Source organism: Deferrisoma sp., from assembly GCF_054681715.1.
Genome location: NZ_BAAHFQ010000047.1, coordinates 1 through 23,276 on the forward strand (window position 1 = coordinate 1; position 23,276 = coordinate 23,276).

General features: G+C 67.8%; 21 protein-coding genes and 1 CRISPR repeat array. Of the genes, 14 read left to right on the forward strand and 7 right to left on the reverse strand.

The features are described 5' to 3' along the window. The 3 genes from ACY0I8_RS08745 to ACY0I8_RS08755 all read left to right on the forward strand — a co-directional run. Positions 1-531: HAD-IC family P-type ATPase (locus tag ACY0I8_RS08745; RefSeq protein WP_461394412.1), on the forward strand; the 531-nt coding region annotated here is incomplete at its 5' end. A gap of 138 nt (positions 532-669) precedes the next feature. Beyond that, on the forward strand, positions 670-966 hold the full coding sequence (locus ACY0I8_RS08750; RefSeq protein ID WP_461394413.1) for a hypothetical protein: 297 nt from the start codon (positions 670-672) through the stop codon (positions 964-966). Beyond that, positions 963-1,457: a ribonuclease toxin HepT-like protein gene (locus tag ACY0I8_RS08755; protein ID WP_461394414.1), complete on the forward strand. Its 495-nt coding sequence runs from the start codon at positions 963-965 to the stop codon at positions 1,455-1,457. Before ACY0I8_RS08750 ends, ACY0I8_RS08755 begins: the two co-directional genes overlap by 4 nt. 24 nt (positions 1,458-1,481) lie before the next feature. Here the strand turns inward: ACY0I8_RS08755 and ACY0I8_RS08760 are convergent, their stop codons facing one another. The 3 genes from ACY0I8_RS08760 to ACY0I8_RS08770 all read right to left on the reverse strand — a co-directional run bounded on the left by ACY0I8_RS08760 (position 1,482) and on the right by ACY0I8_RS08770 (position 4,016). Then, positions 1,482-2,333, reverse strand: a complete 852-nt coding sequence (locus ACY0I8_RS08760) for a transporter (protein ID WP_461394415.1) — start codon at positions 2,331-2,333, stop codon at positions 1,482-1,484. A gap of 22 nt (positions 2,334-2,355) precedes the next feature. After that, positions 2,356-2,820 carry a hypothetical protein gene (locus ACY0I8_RS08765; protein WP_461394416.1) on the reverse strand — a complete coding sequence of 155 codons (465 nt, stop codon included), beginning with the start codon at positions 2,818-2,820 and terminating at the stop codon, positions 2,356-2,358. 233 nt (positions 2,821-3,053) lie between these two features. After that, complete coding sequence (locus tag ACY0I8_RS08770) at positions 3,054-4,016, reverse strand: transporter (RefSeq protein ID WP_461394417.1); 963 nt, start codon at positions 4,014-4,016, stop codon at positions 3,054-3,056. Positions 4,017-4,553: 537 nt separating this feature from the next. Here ACY0I8_RS08770 and ACY0I8_RS08775 point away from each other — a divergent pair. The 5 genes from ACY0I8_RS08775 (at position 4,554) to ACY0I8_RS08795 (ending at position 9,747) form a co-directional block, all read left to right on the forward strand. Further along, positions 4,554-5,882, forward strand: coding sequence for a multicopper oxidase family protein (locus tag ACY0I8_RS08775; protein ID WP_461394418.1), 1,329 nt, complete (start codon positions 4,554-4,556; stop codon positions 5,880-5,882). A gap of 29 nt (positions 5,883-5,911) precedes the next feature. Then, the gene (locus ACY0I8_RS08780; protein WP_461394419.1) at positions 5,912-7,108 is read left to right on the forward strand and encodes a hypothetical protein; all 1,197 of its coding nucleotides are present in this window, start codon (positions 5,912-5,914) and stop codon (positions 7,106-7,108) included. Positions 7,109-7,137: 29 nt separating this feature from the next. Next, positions 7,138-7,524, forward strand: coding sequence for a DUF302 domain-containing protein (locus tag ACY0I8_RS08785; RefSeq protein WP_461394420.1), 387 nt, complete (start codon positions 7,138-7,140; stop codon positions 7,522-7,524). Between the two features lie 223 nt (positions 7,525-7,747). Then, complete coding sequence (locus tag ACY0I8_RS08790; RefSeq protein WP_461394421.1) at positions 7,748-8,833, forward strand: ATP-binding protein; 1,086 nt, start codon at positions 7,748-7,750, stop codon at positions 8,831-8,833. A 29-nt stretch (positions 8,834-8,862) separates the two neighbouring features. Further along, positions 8,863-9,747: a VWA domain-containing protein gene (locus ACY0I8_RS08795; RefSeq protein ID WP_461394422.1), complete on the forward strand. Its 885-nt coding sequence runs from the start codon at positions 8,863-8,865 to the stop codon at positions 9,745-9,747. Between the two features lie 200 nt (positions 9,748-9,947). Here the strand turns inward: ACY0I8_RS08795 and ACY0I8_RS08800 are convergent, their stop codons facing one another. The 4 genes from ACY0I8_RS08800 to ACY0I8_RS08815 form a co-directional block, all read right to left on the reverse strand. After that, positions 9,948-10,352, reverse strand: coding sequence for a type II toxin-antitoxin system VapC family toxin (locus ACY0I8_RS08800; protein WP_461394423.1), 405 nt, complete (start codon positions 10,350-10,352; stop codon positions 9,948-9,950). Further along, entirely contained in the window at positions 10,349-10,594 is a 246-nt protein-coding gene (locus tag ACY0I8_RS08805; RefSeq protein ID WP_461394424.1) for a FitA-like ribbon-helix-helix domain-containing protein, read from the reverse strand. The genes ACY0I8_RS08800 and ACY0I8_RS08805 overlap by 4 nt, the downstream gene beginning before the upstream one ends. A 115-nt stretch (positions 10,595-10,709) precedes the next feature. Further along, positions 10,710-11,591: an Hsp33 family molecular chaperone HslO gene (gene hslO, locus ACY0I8_RS08810; RefSeq protein WP_461394425.1), complete on the reverse strand. Its 882-nt coding sequence runs from the start codon at positions 11,589-11,591 to the stop codon at positions 10,710-10,712. Beyond that, positions 11,588-13,348, reverse strand: coding sequence for a GAF domain-containing protein (locus ACY0I8_RS08815; RefSeq protein WP_461394426.1), 1,761 nt, complete (start codon positions 13,346-13,348; stop codon positions 11,588-11,590). The genes hslO and ACY0I8_RS08815 overlap by 4 nt, the downstream gene beginning before the upstream one ends. A 174-nt stretch (positions 13,349-13,522) precedes the next feature. Here ACY0I8_RS08815 and ACY0I8_RS08820 point away from each other — a divergent pair, with 174 nt between their 5' ends. The 6 genes from ACY0I8_RS08820 (at position 13,523) to ACY0I8_RS08845 (ending at position 19,695) form a co-directional block, all read left to right on the forward strand. Further along, a complete protein-coding gene (locus ACY0I8_RS08820) occupies positions 13,523-14,098 on the forward strand; it encodes an HD domain-containing protein (RefSeq protein ID WP_461394427.1) in 576 nt (191 codons plus the stop codon). 261 nt (positions 14,099-14,359) lie between these two features. Continuing rightward, the gene (hcp, locus tag ACY0I8_RS08825) at positions 14,360-15,991 is read left to right on the forward strand and encodes a hydroxylamine reductase (protein ID WP_461394428.1); all 1,632 of its coding nucleotides are present in this window, start codon (positions 14,360-14,362) and stop codon (positions 15,989-15,991) included. Between the two features lie 138 nt (positions 15,992-16,129). Continuing rightward, entirely contained in the window at positions 16,130-17,038 is a 909-nt protein-coding gene (locus ACY0I8_RS08830) for an MBL fold metallo-hydrolase (protein WP_461394429.1), read from the forward strand. 140 nt (positions 17,039-17,178) lie between these two features. After that, the gene (locus ACY0I8_RS08835; protein WP_461394430.1) at positions 17,179-18,285 is read left to right on the forward strand and encodes a pentapeptide repeat-containing protein; all 1,107 of its coding nucleotides are present in this window, start codon (positions 17,179-17,181) and stop codon (positions 18,283-18,285) included. Between the two features lie 11 nt (positions 18,286-18,296). Continuing rightward, a complete protein-coding gene (locus ACY0I8_RS08840; protein WP_461394431.1) occupies positions 18,297-19,196 on the forward strand; it encodes an HDOD domain-containing protein in 900 nt (299 codons plus the stop codon). Between the two features lie 205 nt (positions 19,197-19,401). Beyond that, entirely contained in the window at positions 19,402-19,695 is a 294-nt protein-coding gene (locus tag ACY0I8_RS08845; protein WP_461394432.1) for a hypothetical protein, read from the forward strand. Positions 19,696-20,633: 938 nt separating this feature from the next. Next, a CRISPR array of direct repeats spans positions 20,634-23,125; the repeat unit is 37 nt; unit sequence GTCGCAATCCCTTCTGAATCAGGTCCTACGTTCTGAG. Positions 23,126-23,276 lie beyond the last annotated feature (151 nt).

Consider the following 23,276-nt stretch of genomic DNA (forward strand, 5'->3'; position numbering starts at 1 on the left):
GAGGCGATTCGGGAACTCCACGCCGAGGGGATCCGGATCGTCATGCTCACCGGCGACAGCCGCACCACGGCCGAGGCGGTGGCCCGAAAGCTCGACATCGACGAGGTGGTGGCCGAGGTGCTGCCCGAGGACAAGGCGAGCGTCGTCAAGAAATTCCAGGACGAGGGCCGGTTCGTGGCCATGGCCGGCGACGGCATCAACGACGCCCCGGCCCTGGCCCAGGCCCAGATCGGCATCGCCATGGGCACCGGCACCGACGTGGCCATGGAGAGCGCCGGGGTGACCCTGGTGAAGGGGGACCTGCGGGGCATCGTGCGGGCCCGGAGGTTGAGCCGGGCCACCATGCGGAACATCAAGCAGAACCTCTTCTGGGCCTTCGCCTACAACAGCCTCGGGGTTCCCATCGCGGCCGGCGTGCTGTACCCGGCGTTCGGGATCCTGCTGAGCCCCATGATCGCCGCCGCGGCCATGAGCTTCAGCTCGGTGTCGGTGGTGGGCAACGCGCTCCGGCTACGAAGCCTGCGGCTGTAGCGGTACGATCCACCGGTTTTGCTTGTCTCGGGGCGGACTGATAGAGTGAATCTCATGCGCCTCCAAGAACGCTCAGACTTTGAACTCGCCCGGTATCGGGAGACCTACCGCCTCCGAGCGCGCGCAGAACGTTCCCGGTTGCTTTTCAGAAGGGAGCGGGCGCGGGTACTCGCCCGGGAGGCCGCCCGGATCCTGCGGGAGCGGTACGGCGCCACCCGGGTTCTGCTGGTGGGCTCGCTGGCCGGCCCGGAGGATCTTTTCACGCCCTGGTCCGATGTGGACCTCCTCGCCTGGGGACTGCGAGCGGGCGACACCTTTCGAGCCATCGCCGAACTTGCCTACATGGATCCCGACATCCCGGTCGAACTCATCTGTGCGGAAACGTGCGCGCCCGACGTTCTGGGCCGGCTGTTAGATGAAGCGGTGGAACCGTGAGGCCGAAATATGAAGTGCTCGCCGCCCGGATCCGGGCGGAGTTGGAGGAACTCACGCGGGTGGAGATCCGGGTCAAACGCGCCCTACAGGGGGCCCGGGAACATCCAGAGCACCAGGACGCCTTCCTCGACTCGTGCGCCCTGAACCTTCATGATTTTTATTGCGGAATCGAGCGCATCCTGGAACGGGTCGCGCGCACCGTGGACGAAACAGTGCCCGCGGGCCGCGACTGGCACCGCGAACTCCTAAGGCAGATGGCGGCTCCCGTGCCTGGGCTACGACCGGCCGTTCTACCCGACGCCACGGCTGTGGCGCTTCAGGACTACCTCGGGTTCCGGCACGTCGTGCGAAACGTTTACGCCTTCCAGTTCGACCCAGATCGGCTCAACCGATTGGGAGAAAAATTGCCAGCCGTTTCCGCAGACATCCGCACCGCTCTGAGCGACTTCTGCCGGTTTCTTGAAGGTATCGCCGGACAAGACGAGGACTGATCCTCGGACCGCTGGCGTGCGTGATCAAAACATGACCGAGGCGGTCACGCCCGCGCCGTAGTCCGGCGCACCGTCGGTCACGCCCTTGGACACGTAGCCGCCCAGGCCGAACCCGGAGGGGAAGCCGACGTCGAGGCCGAGCCGGACCTCGGCCGAGGGGTCTGCGTACTCCGAGGGCGCCGAGGCCCAGGAAGCCGAGGTCCAGACTTCGGCCACGTCGGTGACGAACCGGCCCAGGCCGGCCTCGATCACGACGAAGTCCCGGAGCCCGAACGCCTCGGACTCGCCCTGGAACACGTAGCGGGCCGACCCGAAGAGATCCCAATCGCCCAGGATCTTGGCCGCCTCCGCCCCCACCTCGAGGTCCCACTCCCCGGTGCCGAGGTTCTTTTGCTCGTCCGCCGTCGGCACCTTGACCCCGGCCGACACCCGGATCCCGGGAATGGCGTCCGACTCCTCGACCAGGGAGTACGACGCCCCCACGGTCACGTCGCCCAGGCCCTGCTGCGTATCGGTCACCGTATCGACGTTCCCGGCCCCGTGGTGCCGGGAGTCCATCACGGCGCTCCCGCCCGTGGCCGGGGACCGCCGATCCGACTGCACGTCGAAGCGCATGCCGCCGGCCGTCGTGGTCGTGGTGCTGGCCGACTGGTAGAGGTACGGCACCGAAACCTCCAGGCTCCACCGGGGCCCGGGCCGGTAGCGCGCCTGGACCGTGACGGACCAGGCGTCGGTGGTCTCGCCGGTTCCGTAATCCCCGGTCTGCACGTCCAGCCCGATCCCCAGGCTGAGGTTCCCGGCGGCCCGGGACGGGCCGGCCGCTCCCCCCAGGAGAAGCGCCGCCAGGGCCACGACCGCGGATCTCTTTCCGTTCACGGCAGGTCTCCTTTCCCCCGCGTCATCGCGTGCCCGCCGAAACCGGGAGTTCGAACCGCACCCGGTCGGCGAGCCCTCCCCGCTCCACCTCGACGGTGAACGTCCACCGGCCCGGCTCGTCGAACTCGAGGCCGGTCAGCTCGTACGCCCCGTATTCCACCTCCCAGATCTTCGGCCGCACCTCCTGGCCCGACGGCCCCCGGGCCACGGCCCGCACCGTCGCCCGCTCCACGTCGCCCAGCTCGGCGTGGTGGACGATCAACTCGAACCGGTTGCGGCCCACCCGGAGCCGTTCGGGGGTGGTTTCGAGTTCCACGCTGAACACGCGGTGTTCCCCGATCTCGAAAAAGCTCTCGGCGTAGTGTTTGGTGAACCCCTGGACCTTGGTGTCGATCCGGGTAAGCGGCGCGAACGCCGCGCCGGCGCAGCCCCCCACGAACAAGAGCACCCCGAACCATACGAGCCGACGGACGGATCCCGCTTGCATCCGGCCCTCCTTTTCCTGGTTGATTTCAGCTAGGCGGCCGGGCCGCTTGGCGGCTAGGCAGCCGGAACACTCCGGTATTTCAGCGCCGCCGCTTGCCCCAACCTGCAGGGGCGGCCCCCTTACCAGGGGTCAAAAGCCGGGCGTCAGGGGGCAGGGGAACCCCGTCCATCGCCCTCTACCCCACGGCGCCTGGAGACCCTTGTGGGGTGGCGAAGCGCTCCTCGGCCCTTCGTTCAGAACGCGCCGCCGACTCCGGCGAGCACCCGGACGCGCACCTCGTTCTGGTCGCCGTTGAGGTTTTGCCACACGGGGAACCCGGCCGCTACGTACGCGTTGAACCGCGGGTGGAGCCGAAACCGCACGCCGGGCGTGACGAGGAGCACCCCGCCCCCGCTGTCCGGATCCTCCTCGCCCGAAACCCTCTCCTTGGCCTGCCAAAGCCCGTTGGCCTCGAGGGCCAGATCCACCCGCAAGGGGGGCGGCACCCGCACCACGAACGCGAAATCGTAGTTCAGCCGGTCGCCCAGGTCGGTGCTCTGTGTCCCCTCGGTCACCCAGGTGTACCGCATTGAACCGTGGAGCGAAAACGGGCCGTAGGCCTGGCTCACGGCGGCGCCGGCCGTGACATCCCACGACCCGGTGCCCGGCTGGAACTCGGCCTCGAACCGCTCCCCCTCCCGGTCTCGCACCCGGGTCTGGCCCGTGGGCGCCTTGACGGCGAGGATCCCGGTCGCCTCGATCCCCCACGCCTCGGATCCGAAGAGCCGCACGTGCAGGTGCCCGGCCGCGTCCCCCACGCCCCGGGCGTCGCCGTGGCGGTGGACCTCGTCGGGCGGTTCCGACTCCTCGATCCCGAGCCGCACCACGTAGGGAACGCCCAGGTGGACCGTGACGAACCGGCCCAGGCCGTAGCTGGCCGAAAGGGTGTAGGTGGTGACGCTTTCCAGGTCGTGCACCTCCCGGTCCCGTTCGGCGAACCGGCGCAGCCGGCCCTCCCCGAAGGTGTCAAAGACGAGGTGGTCCACCTGCAGATCCAGGGCCCCCCGCCCGGGGCCCAGGTTGCCCGCCGCCGGCGTCACCAGCGGGCCCGCGCCCTTTCCCGAGTCCCCGCCCAGCACGGGGTGGGTCGCCCAGGCCGACCCGGTGGCGCCCCACAGCAGCACTCCGACGAGAACCCCCTTTCCGCTGCGCTTCATCACCGCCCTCCGTATGTTCGAACGTTATTAACCTCGCGCCAATAGAGGCGCGCAAGCAGATCGCGAGGGCATGGGGCCTGCTTCCGGTCGTGCGTGAGTGCGGCATCCGGCTTACGCTGCATCCGGCACTCAGCCGGATGGACGGAACCACTCAGGAACTCTGGGCGTATTCGTGGATCCGGTTGGCCGGAAGAGTCCCGGTCGTTGGCTGAGTGCCGGGTGCAGCGACTGTAGGTGCCACGCCCGGCACTCCAGCAGGCCCCATGCCCCGGACGGTGTCTATTTAGCCGCCGGAGCAATATCCAAGCATACCCCGTGCCGGAGAATCGGGTACCCGCAGGCGGGAGGCGCCGACGTCTCGTGGTCCCGGTGGAGAATAGTCGCCACAGCCGTAGGATTGTCTTCAACACCGCGCTCCCGGCCCGCCGACGGCCGGCGCCCCGGGCCGGCACGCGGCTTGCTCCCCTCCGATTGACCAGACCCTCGGCCGTGGTAGGTTCCCCCCAACTTCACCCCCAGCCCCAGGAGTCGTCTGGTATGCCAAAACCGATCGACCGCCGTGCCTTCCTCCGGACCGGGCTCGCCGTGGCCGCCGGCACCGCCGCGGCCGCCACGGGCCGGGCCTCCGAGTGGTTGCCCCGCCCGGTCCTGGCCGGGTTGGGGCCCGACGAGGTGCCCCTCCACGCCCCGGCCCTCCTGCGGCCGGGCGAACCGCCCCCGGGCGCCCCCCCGCCGGCCCAAGGGGCCATGGGCGGGATGCACGGCCACGCCATGGGCGGCGTGGTCGAGGCCCCCATGCCCGGGGTGCCCGCCGTGGTGGAACCGCCGGGCGCCCCCTCGCCCTCGGAGGTGGAGTACAAGGTGTTCCACCTCGACATCCGGATCGTCCGCCACGAGATCCTTCCGGGGGTCGAGGCCCACATGCTGGCGTTCAACGGCATGGTGCCCGGCCCCACGTTCCGGGTGAACGAGGGCGACTGGGTCGAGGTCCGGTTCAAGAACCGCACCGAACTCATGCACACCATCCACTGGCACGGCATCGACGTGCCCTACACGATGGACGGGGTGCCCTGGGTCACCCAGGACCCCGTGCGGCCGGGCCAGACCTTCGTGTACCGGTTCCAGGCCCGGCCGGGGGGCACCCGGTTCTACCATTGCCACTGGGGCACGGTGCTCCACATGCAGTCGGGCATGCACGGCGCGTTTCTGATCGAGCGGCCCGACGACCCGGTGCGCCAGAGGTTCCCGTACACCCGGGACTACGTGCTCATCCTGGAGAGCTTCGACCTCAACTTCATGCGGGAGGAACTCAACCGCATGCTCCAGCGCATGAAGGAACGCATGCGCCTCATGGCGCTGGGGAAACTCGACGAGCGCACCCTGGCCACGTTTCGCGGCTACTCGCAGTACCTCCGGGCGATCGAGGAGGGGTACATCCCGCCCTACACCCTCCAGCGCATGGCCGGCGAGGGGCCCCACCTCAACTTCAACTTCTTCGCCATCAACGGGAAGAGCTACCCCGCCACCGCCCCCCTGCTGATCCGGGAGGGGGAGTGGATCCGGGTGCGCCTCATCAACGCCGGCATGGTGGAACACTACATGCACCTGCACGGCCACCAGTTCTACACCGTGGCCGTGGACGGAAACGACCTGGCCGAGCCGGTGCGGGAGAACACCGTGCGCGTCTCCCCGGGGAAAACCGTGGACATCGTGATCCACGGCGACAACCCCGGGTACTGGACCTTCCACGACCACGACACCCGGCGGGCGACCAACAACGGGGTGTACCCCGGGGGCGCCCTCACGGTGCTCACCTACGAGGGGTTCGAGGGGCCCTACACCCCCCGGGTGGCCCTGGACGAGTGAGCGCGGTTCCGACCGAGGAGAAGCGGAAGATGCGATTCCGGACGATGCTGACCACCGCCGCCGCGCTCCTGGTCGCGGCGGCCCCCGGCGTGGACGCCAAGGACCTCGGCGCCACCGTGATGCCCCGGCTCACCCTGGGGGGGCGCCTGATCTCGACCCTGGACGCCACCTGGGCCGAGGGCTCCGGCCGCGGCGACGACGACCGGTACGACGTCAACGTGGCCGACACGAGCCTGCTTCTGCGGGCCGACCGCCGGCTCTTCGACAAGAGCGTGGGCGGGGCCGTGGTGGGGCTCGAGTTCCCCGACCCCGACGCCGACTTCCAGGACACGGTGTTCTTCCATCAGGTGTACGCGTTCCTGTGGGACCGAACCTACCAGGTGGAGCTGGGCCGCACGAAGCTCCGGAACTTCCTCGTCGAGTTCCCCACCCTGCGCGACGACGACCTCCTCGGGTTCACCGAGATCCAGAACGGGTTTTCCGCCTCCAACACCGAGGAGTACCACCAGTTCGGGAACCACCTGGCCCTGGACCTGTTCTGGCTCGAGCGCTTCCTCCAGGCGACGGGGTACCTCGCCCAGCGCATCGAGACCGACGAGGCGGGAGAGGTGAAGGAGGAGTTCGACGTGAACTCGGGGGGGCTGCAGGTTCAGTTCACCCGGCCGGAGGCCCTGCGGTTCGCCGGCCGGCTGCGGCAGCTCGGGTTCGGGTGGGACGCCCAGCGCGTGGACCGGGACGGCGACACCTGGAAGCACGCGTTCCTCGCCGGCGGCGTGGTGAACCTCACCATGGACCCCCTGGACCACTGGGAGGCCATGGCCCAGGTGATCTACGACACGGGCGCCGGGGACCCGGACCTCACGACGGAGCGGGGCCGGGCCGCGGCCGAGGCCCTCTCCGTGGTGGCCGCCGTGAACTACCGCCACGCCACCTTCCAGCTCCTGCGGTGGAAGGCAGGGCTCACCGCGGCCTACAAGGACTACCGGGACGAGGACGCGGCGGAGTGGAGCGCGGTGCCCACCCTCCAGTACCGCCTCGGCGACGGCGTGGGCCTCCTGGTGCAATACCGGTACACCCAACGCACCGGAGATCTTGCCGATGCCGTGGGATTCGACCGGGAACACACGGTCCAGGTCGGGCTCAGCTTCGACTTCGAGACCACCTTCAACGACTACATCGGGGAGCGCCAGTCCATCCTGAACCTCGAACACGGGTACGTGCACTAAACGCCGCGTCGGCCCGAAGGAGACCCGCCATGATCCACGTCGTCGAGACCGACAAAAGCGTGGAAACCGCCGTCGCCGACCTCGCCGAGGCCGTGAAGCGCCACGGGTTCGGGGTGCTCCACACGTACGACCTGCGGGCGAAGATGCGGGAGAAGGGGGTGGAGTTCCCCCGGGAGTGCCGGATCCTCGAGGTCTGCAACCCCCACCGGGCCGCCGAGGTGCTCGGAGCCAACATGGAGGTGAGCCTGGCCCTGCCCTGCCGGATCACGGTGTACGAGGAGGGGGGGAAGACGAAGATCGGCACCCTGCTCCCCACGAAACTCCTCGAGGTCTTCCCGAACGCCGAGGCCGTGGCCGGGGTGGCCCAGGAGGTGGAGGGGGAGATCCTGGCGATGATCGAGGAGGCCGCGGCATAGAGAGGCCGGGGCCGGGAATGGGGAATCGTGAATCGGGAATGGCGGACGGCTTGAGGCGCTTCCCCGCGCCGGCGCCGACGCGTGGGGAACTGGGGGACACCCCGCCCGGACCGGCCCCGGCGAAGCCCTGGCGCGCCTCCGGGCCCCCGCGGATCGCCCCCCTCACATCGGCCCCGCCTTCGTGCTAGCATACCTCCCCTTCGCGTTCCCGAGGGAGGAGGCCATGCCCCACAGCCACGTGTTCCCGTTCTCGGCCCTGGTGGGCCAGGACCGGATGAAGCTCGCCCTGGTCCTCAACGTGATTGACCCCACGATCGACGGGGTCCTGATCCGGGGGGAGAAGGGCACGGCCAAGTCCACGGCCGTGCGGGCCTTGGCCCAACTGCTGCCCGAGATCCCGGTGGTGGCCGACTGCCCCTTTTCGTGCCACCCCAACCGGCCCGAGGAGATGTGCGAGCGGTGCCGGGAGCGCCGGGCGGCCGGCGAGGCGCTGCCGGAGGCCCGAAGGCCCATGGCCGTGCTGGATCTGCCCGTGGGCGCCACGGAGGACCGGGTGGTGGGCTCGATCGACATCGAGCGGGCCCTCAAGACCGGCGAGAAGGCCTTCGAACCCGGGGTGCTCGCCCGGGTGAACCGGGGCATCCTCTACGTGGACGAGGTGAACCTCCTGGACGACCACATCGTGGACGTGCTCCTCGACGCGGCGGCCATGGGGGTGAACCACGTGGAGCGCGAGGGCGTGTCGGTGCGGCACCCGGCCCGGTTCGTGCTGGTGGGCACCATGAACCCCGAGGAGGGGGAACTCCGGCCCCAACTCCTCGACCGGTTCGGCCTGTGCGTGGACGTGGTGGGCATCCGGGACCCCAAGGACCGGGTCGAGGTGATCCGCCGCCGCCGGGCCTACGAGGCCGACCCCGAAGGGTTCCGGCGGGCCTGGGCCGAGGCCGACGCCCGGGTCCGGGAGGCCCTGGTGCGGGCCAAGAACCTTCTGCCCCGGGTGGAGGTGACCGACGAGGACCTCGAGGTGATCGCCACCCTGAGCGTGGACCTGGGGGTCGACGGCCACCGGGCGGATCTCGCGCTCCTCAAGGCTTGCCGGGCGCTCGCGGCCTACCGCGGCCGAACCCGGGTCACCGACGACGACATCGCCGAGGCCGCGGGCCTCGTGTACGCCCACCGGCTCAAGAAGACCCCCTTCGAGGAACGGATCCTCTCGGAGGAGGAGGTGGTCTCCTCGATCCAGCGCACCCGCGAGGCCCAGAAGGCCCCCAAGCACAACCCGCCACATAAAAAAAAAGAGCCCACCTGAGCCCCGAGAAGAAAGCCGGCGACCGGCTCGTGCTGGCCGAGCGGGTGTACGCCGCGACCGGCCGGTTCCTCGTGCGGGGCACCGTGGTGAACCGGGAGGTCCGAAAGCACCTGGCCCGGGGCCGCAGGGTCCGAAACCGCCTGGCCCCCGACGCCGGCCGCTACATCCGGGCCCGCATCCCCCACCACAAACCCCGAGCCCTCGCCGTGGACGCGACCCTGCGGGCCGCGGCCCCCGAGCAACCCCGACGCCGGGCGCTGGGGCTCGCGCCGCCCACGGGCATCGCCGTGCTGCCCCCGGACCTCCGGGAGAAGGTGCGCACCCGGCGCTCGGGCGTGAGCCTGCTGTTCGCCGTGGACGCCTCGGGATCCATGGGGGTCGAGGAGGTCATGGCCAAGGCCAAGGGCATCGTGCTCACGCTCCTCACCGACGCGTACCAGAAGCGCGACCGTGTGGGCCTGCTGGCGTTCCGGGGCACCGAGGCCCGGCTCGTGCTCCCCTTCACCTCGAGCGTGGCCCAGGCCCAGCAGCGGCTTAAGGACCTCCCCACGGGGGGCAAATCGCCCCTTGCGCTCGCGCTCGCCAAGAGCCTCGAGGCGTTTCACCGGGAGCTCACCAAGCACCCGGGCCGGATCCCGCTTCTCGTGCTTCTGACCGACGGCAAGGCGAACATCAGCATGGCCGGCCGGGAACCCTTCGACGAGGCCCTGGAGCAGGCCCGGCGCATCCGGCGGGCCGGCATCCGGAGCCTCGTGGTGGACACCGACCTCACCTGGATCCACTCCTACGCCTACGCCCGGGTGCTGGCCGAGGCCATGGGCGCCCGGTGCCTGGGCATCCGCGACCTGGAACTGGGGAAGGTGATCGACTTCATGACGCTGGGAAGCGGGGAAGCGGGAAAGCTAGGAAGCTAGGAAGCTAGGAAGCTAGGAAGCTGGGAGGCGAAAGACCTTTTGGCCACAGATGCACACAGATCTACACGGATTTTTCACCCCTGGGGTGGACCGGGGCCGCGTCGTTCTCTCCCCGCGGCCCCAAACCCGGGGATCCCGGAGCCCAAGATCTGTGTTCCTCTGTGTTCATCTGTGGCTACCCCGCGCCTTCGCAATCCGCCCTACGCCCCTACCGCCTGCCCGAGCGAAACCGCCAAGTCCGAAAACGCCCGCAGGACGTCCCGGTCGGCCGTGACCAGCGGGCACCCCAGCTCCGCGGCCAGGGCCACGAACTCGCAGTCATAGGCCGAACACGGACTTTCCCGCACGAGGCGGAGCACCTCGTACGAGTCCACCACGTACTCACGGCCCGCCATCAGATCCTCGGCCTCCCTCTGGAGGGCGTAGGCGCGGGCGAAATCGATCTCGTTCTTCCGCAGATAGAGGGAAAGGACGTTTCGGAACTCACTTCTCCAGAGCACCGGGGCCGCCCACTCCGGGTCTTGCCGCAGCAACCGCTCGGCCAAAGGCGTTTCGCGGGTCGGCAGGTAGAGGTAGGCGAGAACGTTGGTGTCGACCACGATCACGGACGGCCCTCGTCGATCGCGGCGGCGATCTCCTCCGGATCGAACCCCTCGGCACGCAACCCGGCACGCAACCGCCGGGCCCTCGCAACCCGCTCTTCCGGATCCACCGCGCTCGAAAGAAGGACACGCTCCAGACAGGCGATGGCCTCGCCGTTGATGCTCCGGTGGTGGGCCCGGGCAGAGGCTTTGAGCCGCTCGTACAGCCGGTCGGGCACGTTCTTGAGTGTGAGGGTCGTTGGCATGACACCCTCCGTAGCGCACCAATTTGACACCATTATGGTGCCTAGATGGTTTTGCGCAAGCCCCCCGGCCTCGGCTCACCGCCCCCGATCCGGGCCCAACGGGGTGAACCGATGGCTATCCCTCCGCCCGGCCGTCCGCCCGTTCCCAGGGGCCGTCCAGGGACCGGCGGATCCACTCCGTGGCGCAGAAGGTGCAGGACACCCGGATCTCCCCCTCTTCTTCCAGGAGTTTTTGGGCCTCGCCAGGCCCCAACGCGGCCAGGGTGGCGTCGAGCCGCTCGGGGCTGCACCGGCACCGGAACGCCGGCGTGCCCAGGACGCGCACCTCGTAGGGGATGCCCTCCAACGCCCTTTCCAGCACCGCGTCGAGCCCCCCGTCCCGCAGGAGATCCGTGACCCCGCCCAGTCGGCCGAAGTTCTCCACCAGGCGGTCCAGGTCCTCGTCGGTCGCGTCGGGCAGAGCCTCCACCAGAATGCCGCCGGCCGCCCCCACCCGGTAGTCGGGCGCCACGAACACCCCCAGGGCCACGGCCGAGGGGATCTGCTCGCTCGTGAGCAGATAGTAGGCCAGGTCCTCGGCGATCTCCCCGGTCTGGATCGGCGCCGTGGACACGTAGGGCTCCTTGAGCCCCAGGTCCCGCACGACCACGAGGTCCCCCTTCCCCACCCCGCCCCCCACGTCCAGCTTTCCGTCCCGGGAGGGGAGATCGGCCTGGGGGTTCTGGACGTACCCTCGCACCGAAAGATCCGGCCGGCCCTCGGCCACCACGGCGCCCAGGGGCCCGTCGCCCCTCCACTGGAGGAGCACCGAAGCGTCGCCCTTGAGCAGGCTCCCCAAAAGCGCTGCGCCCGTGAGGGCCCGGCCCAGCGCCGCCGTGGCCGTGGGGGACAGCCGGTGGCGGCGGCGCGCCTCGTCCACGAGCGCCGTGGTCTCGGCCGCCCGCACGAGAAACCCGCCCCTCTCTGGGAACACGGAAACCAACCGGTCTGCCGTCACGGCGTCTCCTTGTGCCGGGGCAGCGTGACCCGGAACGTGGTGAGATCCTTCTCGGGGTCCACCTCCACGTCGACCGTGCCGCCCATGGACCTTACCAGGCGGTACACGATCCCGAGGCCCCGCCCCTTCACGTCGGCCGACCGCAGGGCCTCGAGCTGGTCCGGATCGAGCCGGCCGGGGTTCGAGATCTCCACGTGAACCCGGTCGCCGTTCCCGAAGGTGCGCACGGTGAGGGTGCCGCCCGTGGCCGGCATGGCCTTGGTGGCGTTGTTCAGGAGGTTGTCGAGCACCCGCTCGAGCGCCAGTCGCCGCACGCGCACCCAGAGCTCGGGCTCGAGGCTGCCGGCGTCGGTCTCCACCCCCACCCGGCGCTGCTCCCGGATCGCCTCGGTGTTCACCGCCACCCGGTCGCGCACCACCTGGGAGAGGTCCAGCGCCTCCGGCCGGCTCACGGGGTACAGGCTCAAGGCCATCTCCTGGAGCCGGGTGCCCTCGCGGATCACCACGTCCAGGTACCGGAGCATCTCGTCCTTGCGGTCGTCCCCCGCCTCGAGCATCCGCCGGACCCGGCGGGCGAACCCGGCCACGGCGATGGCCGGGTTCTTGAAATCGTGGAGGATGTCGTCGAGCCGCTCGATCTCCAGCACCTGGGTGAGCTGTTTCCCGAAGAAGGTGAGGATCTCGATCTCCTCGTCGGTGAAAAACCTCCGGCGGTCCACGGCGTCGAACACCAGGATGTACCGGACCCGGTCGGCCAGCCGCAGGGGCACGTACAGGATCGAGTGGATCCCGTGGGCCCGGCAGAACTGCCGGAGGTCCGCCGTGACGAGGAAGCTCTTTTGGGGGTCCTTGATGAGGAGGTACGAGGGGTGCACCCGCTCGGCCTCGAAATCGCCCGTGGGGAGCCCCTGGCGCACCACCGCGTTCAGGTACGGGTGCTCCGCGAGCCGGAAGGTCTTCCCGATGGTGTGGTACCCGCCCTCCACCGGCCACCCGGCCTCGAGGACCGCCTCCGTCTCGTCCTCGTTCACCGCGAACAGGCTGCAGCTCTGGATCCGGATGATGTCCTGGAGCTCCTCCACCGCCGGCTGAAAGAGGTCCTTGAGCTTGATGCCCCGGTCCTGGGAGAGCTTCGCGAAGATCCGCTCGACGATCCACTCCTTCTTCTCGTTCATGCGCCGCAGGTCGAGGATCTGCTTGCGGGCCACCACGTAGCTCACCCGCTGGGCCATGAGCTGGGCCACCTGGATCTCGGTGGTCGTGAATTTCCGGTTCGCCTCGGCGTAGTAGATCTGGATCGCCCCCTGCACGTCGGGGGCCCGGGGGTCGAACCGGGGGATCGAAAGGGGCACCGCCAAAAGCGAGCGCAGGCCGTGCTTCAGGACCGATTTATTCTTGTAGGCCGGGTCGCTTTCGATGTCGGGCACGGTGTGGGCCTTCTGGGTGGCCACCACCCGGCCGGCCACCGATTCCTCGAAGGGGATCGCCACCTCCCGCTCGGCCTCGGCCATGTGGAACGAGCCGAACGAGACCATCTGGTTGAGCCGGGGGTCGTAGAGCCGGATCGAGGCCGCCCGGGCCCCCAGGAACTCCACGATCACCCGGGCCGCGTCGTAGAGGATCTTCCGCCACGACTGGTTGGGGTCGATGCCCATCAGCCGGTTGAAGGTGGTGAACACGCACTCCAGGGCCCAGGGCAGATCCGGGTGGTCGAGGCGGCGGAGGATCTCGGGGAGGGTGCAGGTGCGGTCGGACATGGCTCGGGCCCCGGCGTGACGGGTTCGTGGGTTGTATACGGGAACAGCGGCAATCGGTCAAGGAGACCCCGGTTTTCCGCCCTTTCCGGCGCGAAAAGCCGCAGGGGTGGCAGAGCCGCCCCGGGTTTCGTACACTTGCCCCCCCACGGCTCGGCGCGACAAGGAGAGGATCCCATGGACCGAATCGCCGATTTCCTGTTCGAGGCCGGCATGCTCAAGCGCACCCCGCGCACGGGGTGGCAGTTTCTGGGTTCCGGCACCGAGAGCGTGGCGGAGCACGCGTTCCGCACCACCGTCATCGCGTACACCTTGGCGCGCCTTTCGCCCGGCGTGGACGCCGACCGGGTCGTGCGGATGGCCCTGCTGCACGACCTCGCCGAGGCGCGCACCGGCGACCTCAACTACATGAACCAGAAATACGTCCGGGTGGACGAGGACCGGGCCACCAACGACCTGACCCGGGGGCTTCCCTTCGGAAACGAGATGGCCGAGCTCCTCCGGGAGTTCCGGGCCCAGAGCACCCCGGAGGCGGTCCTCGCGAAAGACGCCGACCACTTGGAGATGCTCCTCCAACTCAAGGAACACCTGGACGTCGGAAACCGAAACGCCGAGGAGTGGATCCCCTTCAGCCTCAAACGACTCAAGACCGACGTGGCCCGGGACCTGGCCCAGCGGATCCTGGCCCGCGACTCTTCCGCCTGGTGGTTCGACAAGGACTCCGACTGGTGGGTCACGGGGGGAAAGACGTAGAGACCGTCCGGACGCTGGGACGTTCGGACGCTAGGACGGCGGTACATCCCGACCACGCGTTCGCGGGTCCCCTCGGTCGCCTCCGGGCCCGCCCCGGCCGCCCAGCCGCCCAGCTGCCTCGCCGCCCAGCCTCTCCTTGCCCTCCTCGAAAACCCTGGCATCTTTGACCTGGCTCAAGGGAACGGGGCCACCGACCCCGTATGATCGGCCCCGTTCCAAGGAAGCGTCTTTTCCAACCCCATCGTTTCGAGGAGGTACGCCATGTTTTGCAACCAGTGTGAACAGACCGCTCAGGGTAAGGCCTGCACCAAGTGGGGCGTTTGCGGGAAATCCCCCGAGGTCGCCGCGCTCCAGGACCTTCTGACCTACGCCGTCCGGGGCCTTTCGGCCGTGGCGGCCGAGGGCCGGAAGGTGGGGGTCGTGGACCCCGAGGTGAACCGGTTCACCGCAAAGGCCATCTTCGCCACCCTCACCAACGTGGACTTCGACCCGGCCCGGTTCGTGGCCTGGATCCGGGAGGCCGTGGAGCGGCGCGAGGCTCTGAAGCAGAAGGTCGCCGCCGCAGGCGGCACCACCACGTTCGCGGACCCCGCCGCGAGCTTCCAGCCGGCCGCGGACGAGGCCGGCATGGTCAAACAGGGCGAGGAGATCGGACTCCCCATCGACTGGGACCGCGACGAGGACGTGAAGAGCCTGCAGGAAACCACGCTCTACGGCATCCGGGGTGTCGCCGCCTACGCCGACCACGCTGCGATCCTCGGCCAGGAGGACGACGCGGTGTATGCCTTCATCCACGAGGCCCTTTCGAAGATCACCGACAAGAGCCTCGGGCTCCAGGACTGGGTGGGCCTTGCGCTCAAGACCGGCGAAGTGAACCTCCGGGCCATGGAGCTTCTGGACGCCGGGAACACGGGCCGGTTCGGGCACCCCGTGCCCACCGAGGTGCCCCTGGGCCACAAGAAGGGCAAGGCGATCCTCGTGTCGGGCCACGACCTCAAGGACCTGGCCGACCTCCTGGAGCAGACGAAGGACAAGGGCATCTACGTGTACACCCACGGCGAGATGCTCCCGGCCCACGGCTACCCCGAGCTCAAGAAGTACCCCCACTTCTACGGCCACTACGGCACGGCCTGGCAGAACCAGAAGAAGGAGTTCGCGGCGTTCCCCGGCGCGATCCTCATGACCACGAACTGCCTGCAGGACCCCAAGGGATACGAGGAGAACCTGTTCACCACAGGGCTCGTGGGCTGGCCGGGCGTCAAGCATGTGCCCAACGGCGAGTTTGGCCCGGTGATCCAGAGGGCCCTGGAGCTCCCCGGGTTCGCCGAGGACGAGGACAAGGGCTCGGTCATGGTGGGGTTCGCCCGCAACGCGGTGCTCGGCGTGGCCGACAAGGTGATCGAGGCCGTGAAGGCGGGCGCGATCAAGCACTTCTTCCTGGTGGGCGGCTGCGACGGCGCGAAGCCCGGCCGGAACTACTACACCGAGTTCGTGGAGAAGACCCCGGCCGACACCGTGGTGCTCACGCTGGCCTGCGGGAAGTTCCGGTTCTTCGACAAGAAGCTCGGTGACATCGGCGGCATCCCCCGACTCCTGGACGTGGGCCAGTGCAACGACGCCTACTCGGCCGTGCAGATCGCGGTGGCGCTCGCCAACGCCTTTGACTGCGGGGTGAACGACCTGCCCCTGTCGCTGGTGCTCTCCTGGTACGAGCAAAAGGCCGTGGCGATCCTGCTCACGCTCCTGCACCTGGGCATCAAGGGGATCCGGCTCGGGCCCAGCCTGCCGGCGTTCATCACCCCCAACGTGCTTAAGGTTCTCGTGGAGAACTTCGACATCAAGCCGATCTCCACCCCGGACGAGGATCTCCAGGCGATCCTCCAGGCCGCCTGAGCCGCGCGGACATCCCGCGAATCCCGCCGCCCCGCCGGACCCCGCGTCCGGCGGGGCGGTTTTTCGTTGTGCTGCCCGCCACGACCGCGATAGAACCGGGGGGTCTCGTTGCCGACACGAACGCGAAAGGAGAGCCCCGTGGCCGTGCACGAGGTGGAGCGAGACCTGTTCCTGGTGGACCTGGATCTTCCCGGCCTGGAAGGGTTCCGGCAGTTCCTGAGCGCCTGGGTGCTCCGTAACGGGAACCGGGCCGTCGTGGTGGATCCCGGGCCGGCGGCCGCCATTCCGGCGCTCCGGGAGGCGCTGGCGGCCCTGGGGGTGGAGCGGCTGGACGCAGTGCTCCTCACCCACATCCACATCGACCACGCCGGCGGGGCCGGGTTGTTGGTCCGCGAGCAGCCGGATGCGACGATCGTGTGCCATCGGAGGGGCGCGCCCCACCTGGCCGACCCCACGGCCCTGTGGGACGGCTCCCGAAAGGTCCTGGGCCGGTTGGCCGAGGCTTACGGGCCCATCGCCCCCGTGCCCCCGGGAAACCTGTCCTCACCCGACGAGCTCGAGGCGGGCGGGTTTCGGATCCAGTGCCTCGAAACCCCGGGCCACGCCCCCCACCACCTGGCGTTTCGCGCGGGCCCCTGGCTCTTCGTGGGGGAACTCGCCGGGGTCCGCGCCCCCGGGCCGGGAGCGGACTGCTGGCGCCCCGCCACCCCGCCGCCGTTTCGGCACGACGTGTACCGGGAGTCCTTGGCCCGGGCCCGGGAACTGGGCGGAGAGCTCGCGTGCCTCGGCCACTACGGGGCCGTCCCGGACCCGGACGGGATCCTCGCCGCCGCCGGGGAACAGCTCGACCGCTGGGTGGAGGTCGTCCGGGCCCACCGGCGCCTCGAGGGGCCGGCCTTCGAGGACGCGGTGTTCCGGGAACTCCTTCGCACCGACCCCCGGTTCGCCCCCTTCGCGTCCCTGCCGGAGGACGTCCGGGAACGGGAGCGGTACTTCTTCGGCAACACCCTCAAGGGCCTCCGGGGCTGGGTGGAGCGGGCCGGCTGACGGCCCGGCGCCCGGGTTCTCCGGCCCCGCGCCCCCCTCCTTCGATCCTTCCTCCTAAAGAACGCTTCCAGTGGGGCCGATGAGGGTGCCGAACGACGCCATCTCCCAAGCACCCCGGTCGACCCGGAGCAGAAGCCCCGATGAGCCCCCCGCCCGACGCGGTCCAACGCGATTGGTCGCTCCCGCCCGAGCAACTGGGCCCCCTGACGGCCCGGTGGCTCCTGGCGGACGAGGACGGCACGGCCGCCCGCGACCGGGTGTTGGAGCGGCTCCGGAGCTCCGAACGCTCGATCTGGGCCGAGAGCGGGGAGGAGCGGGACCTCCGGGGCATCCGCCTGGCCGGGGAGGACCTCTCGGGCCTCGATCTCGCCGGGTACGACTTCTCCCACGCCGACCTTTCGGGGGCGAACCTGAGCAACGCCAGCCTGAACGGGGCGTCGTTCGTGGGGGCCGACCTCAGCAAGGCCAACCTCGAGGGAGCCGAACTCCTGGGCGCGGATCTCCGCGGGGCCCAACTGAACGGCTGCCGGGCCCGGCGGGCCGGCTTCGGGGAAACCGACGCGGAGGAGGCGACCTTCTTCGGGGCCGACCTCGAGCACGCCACGTTCGCCCGCGCCGAGCTTCGGAACGCCGACCTCCGGGCCGTCAAAGCCTCCGGCGCCCGGTTCCGGGAGGCCGAGCTCCGGGGAGCCGATTTCTCGGGCGCCGACCTGCGGGGGGCGGACTTTGCGCTCGCCGACGTCTCCGGGGCCACGTTCAACGGCGCTGACCTTCGGAACGCCCGCATGCGCGGGCTCAAGGGATTTCGCTCCGCCACGTGGATCGGGGTGGACGTGCGCGACGTGGACTTCACCGGCGCGTACCTCTTCCGGCGCCACGTGCTCGACGAAAACTACCTCTACGAGTTTCGCCAGCAGAGCCGCTGGCACGAGTTCCTCTACCGGCTGTGGTGGCTCACCTCCGACTGTGGCCGGAGCCTGTGGCGGTGGGGCCTTTGGAACCTGGGTCTGGCGCTCGTGTTCGGATGCCTCTACCTCCTGGTCGGCATCGACCCCGGCGACCACCCCACCGCCCTCACCCCGTTCTATTACAGCATCGTCACCCTCACGACCCTGGGCTACGGCGACGTGACCCCCGCCACGCCCGCCGCCCAGGTGCTCGCCGTGATCGAGGTGATCCTCGGGTATCTCGGACTGGGGGGGCTCCTCAGCATCCTGGCCAACAAGATGGCCCGCAGAGCCGATTGAGGAGGCCCCAGATGTTCGGACTCGGAAAGAAGAAGAAGGCTCCGGCGAACAAGGCCGCAGGCCCGGGAAAGGCCACCGCGAAAAAACCGGCCAAGAAGCGCACGGTCGTCCCCCTCCAGGGGGCCGAGCTCCCGGCGTTCCACCCGGTGGCCATGAAAGCCATGCGGGAGATCCGGGAGGGGGAGAAATCCCCCGCCGAGACCGCGGAGACCATCTCGGCGGACCCCGGGCTTTCGGTGCGGGTCCTGCGCACCGTGAACTCCGCCGCCTTCGCCCTCCGGCGGGAGGTCACCAGCGTGGACCACGCCGTGGCCCTCCTGGGGCTGGGGCGGCTGGAGTCCGTGCTGATCAGCGTCGCGGTGCGCGAAGCCCTGCCCCAGCAGTGCTTCCGGGGATTCGAGCCGGCGCGGTTCTGGCGCACGGCGGTCACCCGGGCGGCGATGGCACAGGAGTTCGCGGGACTGCTCCACCCTTCGACCCGCATGGAGTGTTTCACCTGGGGCCTTCTGGTGGACCTGGCGGTGCCCCTGCTGGCCCAGCACCACACCGCCACCTACGGCCGCATCCTGGAACGGTGGCACGCCGGGGAGGGCGAACTCCACGCCCTGGAGCAGGAGGCCTTCGGCTGGACCCACGCCGAGGTGGGAGCCCGGGTGTGCCGGGACTGGGAGCTCCCCGAGCCCCTGGCGGCCGCCGTCGAGGACCACCACGCCGAGGGCCCCGAGCCGGGCCGCTGCCCGCCCGGCGTGCAGTTGGCCGCCATCCTTTGCGAAAGCCCGGAACACTCCGGGGTGGAACGCATGGTGGAGGTCGCCGCCGCCCGGTACGGCGTGCCGGAACCCGTCACCCAGCAACTGTTCGCCACGGCGCAACAGAAAGCAGCCCAACTGGCCAGCCTGTTCGGCGTCTGACCCGTTTCCGCCCCTGCCGAACGCCCCCCTTGGCCCCCTGGCCGGCCCGCTTCCGTCTTTCCGGTCCAGCTTCAGAGAAGAGATGCCGATCCTCCCGTAACTCCAGGGAATCTCCCAATGCGAGGGGAGTCCCCTACTCGTCTTCCGGGGGTTCTCCGAGCGCACGACCACGGACCGGCGACGCCAGAACGAACGCTTCGAGAACGTGCGTTACGCCTTGAACCGGATCCAGAAGGCTTCGGGCGTGACCTTCACCCCACACGACCTCCGGCGCACCTTCGCCACGGTGGCCGAGCGCCTGGACCTTTCGTGCTACGCCGTGATGGCCCTTCTGAACCACGCCCCACCCCGGGAAGACGGAACCGCCGCGTATCTTCGCTTGCGCCCTGAGCGCCTACGAGACGGGACGGAGAAGGTGCGACGCCGAGTCCCGACCCTCGCGGGAGCCAAGGATCGGGTGGTAAACGACCATGCCATCTCCTTTCTGTTGTGGGGTTAGGGGTTTTGCCGCCTTCATCCTGTCGCCCGGGGAAAACCGGGGACAGTCAGGTACCCCCGGCAAAGCCGGGGGCTTGCGGTTGCTGGCCCCTCAAAGGGGCCTGATCGCAACCGGAAAGTCAAAACCCTTTGGCCCCAAACATCTCGCTTGCCCCCAAGCAATATGGGTCCCAGCAGAACCGGAAACTCCGGGGAGTGAAGCCGGCGGGCACCGCACAACGGCATACTCCCGGAACTGTCAAACTCTGGGAGTCCCCCGGCAGAGCCGGGGGCTTACCCAGGATAGTTAGCGGCCGTGAATCGTAAATCGTAAATCGTGGATCGTCCGGCGCTGTGCGCCGAAAACCTGGCGTTCGGACCGGCGTGTGCGCGTCGGCTCCGGCCGCCTCTGTTCGTACCGCTCAACGGCCGCGAAGCGGGAACGGGGGCTTCGAGAACGCGGAACGGTGAAGGGAGCGTCCTGGGGCTCGGCGGCCAGGCGGGCGGGTAGCTTCCCCCTCCCCCCGTCCCCCTCCCGCCAGGGGAGGGGGGGATGTCGACGTGCGGCAGCTCCACGAATCGCCCCCTCGCCCACCGGGGGAGAGACCGCTCCACCGCGAAAACCCCTCTCCCCCACCGGGGGAGAGGGTCAGGGTGAGGGGGGGCGCTCAACTGCCGTGAATCGGGAATCGTAAATCGTGAATCGTCCGCCGCTTCGCGCCGAAAACCCAGCGTCCGGGCCGGCGGGTGTGCCTCGCCTCCTCTGCCGCCTCCGTGCGGACCACATCACTTCACCCATTTCAGAAGGATGAAGGCAGAAGGCGGAAAGATGAATGACTGCCCCTTGGTTCAACGCGGCGTCACCGCCCCAAACGCGAGAGGTTGAACCAAGCAGCTCCGCCAAAACGCCCACCGCCTCCGTGCGGACCACATCACTTCATCCCTCATCCTTCATCCTTCCGAACTATCCCTTCTGAATCAGGTCCTACGTTCTGAGGAGCGCGTCCTTGAAGTACGTGGTATGCACCCGTCGCAATCCCTTCTGAATCAGGTCCTACGTTCTGAGGTAGAGGGGAGACAAGGAAAAGGCGGACTCCCCGTCGCAATCCCTTCTGAATCAGGTCCTACGTTCTGAGTCCGGCGACAGGGAGACATCTACTTCCGCCCCGTGCGGTCGCAATCCCTTCTGAATCAGGTCCTACGTTCTGAGGACCCGCTAGGGTCCGAGACGTCCGCCAGATGCCGCGTCGCAATCCCTTCTGAATCAGGTCCTACGTTCTGAGTCGGGACTGCGCCAAGTATCTGGAGGAAGCGTGTCGCAATCCCTTCTGAATCAGGTCCTACGTTCTGAGCGAAAGAGGCCCTCGGCCCGAACACCACCCAGCCGTCGCAATCCCTTCTGAATCAGGTCCTACGTTCTGAGCCGGACTCCCGGACCCCGAGCCTGGGACCATCCTGTCGCAATCCCTTCTGAATCAGGTCCTACGTTCTGAGATGAAAAGGAGCGAATGAAAAAAGCGTTCAAGTCGCAATCCCTTCTGAATCAGGTCCTACGTTCTGAGTCACGTTTCGGGGTAAGGTGCTTCACGCGGAGAGTCGCAATCCCTTCTGAATCAGGTCCTACGTTCTGAGTCCGGATCTGCGATCCAAATAGAGACGACAAGTAGTCGCAATCCCTTCTGAATCAGGTCCTACGTTCTGAGCTTCCGCACCCGCAATCGCCGTGGGGAGCTCACGTCGCAATCCCTTCTGAATCAGGTCCTACGTTCTGAGTCCGTCATAGGCTGGAAAGTTAGCGAGATCGCCGTCGCAATCCCTTCTGAATCAGGTCCTACGTTCTGAGGTCTCCGCCGACGGGAGCCGGCACACGATCCCGCCCGGTCGCAATCCCTTCTGAATCAGGTCCTGCGTTCTGAGCCCCCAAGGGAAACCCCTTGGGGGGCTTTTTTGGTCGCAATCCCTTCTGAATCAGGTCCTACGTTCTGAGTGGATTGGGATAGGGGCCTGTATTGTCTGAGGGGGGTCGCAATCCCTTCTGAATCAGGTCCTACGTTCTGAGACGGTATTCACCCGGCCCCCCCGGAAAGATGAGTCGCAATCCCTTCTGAATCAGGTCCAACGTTCTGAGGGGCTCTAAAGCGGCCCTTCGGGCCTTGGTTCGTCGCAATCCCTTCTGAATCAGGTCCTACGTTCTGAGGGTGGATGCAGTAAAGGCCCTGGAAGGGGCCGTCGCAATCCCTTCTGAATCAGGTCCTACGTTCTGAGCCTGGAACCCCAAACCCCTTCACGGCCCCCCGGGGTCGCAATCCCTTCTGAATCAGGTCCTACGTTCTGAGGTTCAGTTACGCGAAACATAACGTCGTACGGGTCGCAATCCCTTCTGAATCAGGTCCTACGTTCTGAGCGGCAGCGGGACCGGTACGAGTTCGGCCGCCGTCGCAATCCCTTCTGAATCAGGTCCTACGTTCTGAGGACCGAACCGCGACGGGTGCCGGTGCAACGGCGGTCGCAATCCCTTCTGAATCAGGTCCTACGTTCTGAGTTTTTCTCCCCTCACTGTGGAGGTGACCGATGGTCGCAATCCCTTCTGAATCAGGACCTACGTTCTGAGCGATGGAAATCAGGGGGGAGTTGCTGAAACGTCGCAATCCCTTCTGAATCAGGTCCTACGTTCTGAGGGGGCGCGGCGGGACATAGAGGAGCTTTTGGCCGTCGCAATCCCTTCTGAATCAGGTCCTACGTTCTGAGGTGGAGCGGCTCGCTACTGAGCGCGCCGCGCTTCGTCGCAATCCCTTCTGAATCAGGTCCTACGTTCTGAGACCATGAAGTTAAAGATCGTGGTTGTTGACGTCGCAATCCCTTCTGAATCAGGTCCTACGTTCTGAGTTCGCGGAACTCGAAGATTAATCCCTGAATCCGGTCGCAATCCCTTCTGAATCAGGTCCTACGTTCTGAGCCAGGAGCGGTGCGAACAGTGGGACCCGCAGAGTCGCAATCCCTTCTGAATCAGGTCCTACGTTCTGAGAGCAAAGACCCGCGCCCGATCCTCGTCGGTCCACCGTCGCAATCCCTTCTGAATCAGGTCCTACGTTCTGAGGTTCTCAGGAAACAACAACGGGAACGGATGGAAGTCGCAATCCCTTCTGAATCAGGTCCTACGTTCTGAGGAAAACTAGGTGGATCAAAACATCGTCCAAGAAAAGTCGCAATCCCTTCTGAATCAGGTCCTACGTTCTGAGGTCATGACTTGGTCTAATCGGTTCGGAGCATTGAGTCGCAATCCCTTCTGAATCAGGTCCTACGTTCTGAGGGAAAGGCGCAAGATAGGGCGTGGGCAACGTTCGTTGTCGCAATCCCTTCTGAATCAGGTCCTACGTTCTGAGCCGCGCGGACCTCGCGACGGCGCCCGAGAGGGGTCGCAATCCCTTCTGAATCAGGTCCTACGTTCTGAGTGTTTAGTCTTCCTGAATCCGTGAACAGACCTGGTCCGTGGTATCGGGTAGCGGCTGTTTTTTGTGTAGGAGCATTCGACGCAACATCTGGATATTGTTGCCGATTTCGTGCTAACATAGTGGCCTGGAATGTTCACCTTTTCGGTGAATC

Bases quoted from the DNA above. Each gene is read 5' to 3' on its own strand.
- ACY0I8_RS08780 (WP_461394419.1), top strand. From the start codon at position 5,912: ATGCGATTCCGGACGATGCTGACCACCGCCGCCGCGCTCCTGGTCGCG.
- ACY0I8_RS08785 (WP_461394420.1), top strand. From the start codon at position 7,138: ATGATCCACGTCGTCGAGACCGACAAAAGCGTGGAAACCGCCGTCGCC.
- ACY0I8_RS08815 (WP_461394426.1), bottom strand. From the start codon at position 13,348: ATGTCCGACCGCACCTGCACCCTCCCCGAGATCCTCCGCCGCCTCGAC.
- ACY0I8_RS08765 (WP_461394416.1), bottom strand. From the start codon at position 2,820: ATGCAAGCGGGATCCGTCCGTCGGCTCGTATGGTTCGGGGTGCTCTTG.
- hcp (WP_461394428.1), top strand. From the start codon at position 14,360: ATGTTTTGCAACCAGTGTGAACAGACCGCTCAGGGTAAGGCCTGCACC.
- ACY0I8_RS08820 (WP_461394427.1), top strand. From the start codon at position 13,523: ATGGACCGAATCGCCGATTTCCTGTTCGAGGCCGGCATGCTCAAGCGC.
- ACY0I8_RS08770 (WP_461394417.1), bottom strand. From the start codon at position 4,016: ATGAAGCGCAGCGGAAAGGGGGTTCTCGTCGGAGTGCTGCTGTGGGGC.
- ACY0I8_RS08805 (WP_461394424.1), bottom strand. From the start codon at position 10,594: ATGCCAACGACCCTCACACTCAAGAACGTGCCCGACCGGCTGTACGAG.
- ACY0I8_RS08840 (WP_461394431.1), top strand. From the start codon at position 18,297: ATGTTCGGACTCGGAAAGAAGAAGAAGGCTCCGGCGAACAAGGCCGCA.
- ACY0I8_RS08790 (WP_461394421.1), top strand. From the start codon at position 7,748: ATGCCCCACAGCCACGTGTTCCCGTTCTCGGCCCTGGTGGGCCAGGAC.
- ACY0I8_RS08835 (WP_461394430.1), top strand. From the start codon at position 17,179: ATGAGCCCCCCGCCCGACGCGGTCCAACGCGATTGGTCGCTCCCGCCC.
- ACY0I8_RS08775 (WP_461394418.1), top strand. From the start codon at position 4,554: ATGCCAAAACCGATCGACCGCCGTGCCTTCCTCCGGACCGGGCTCGCC.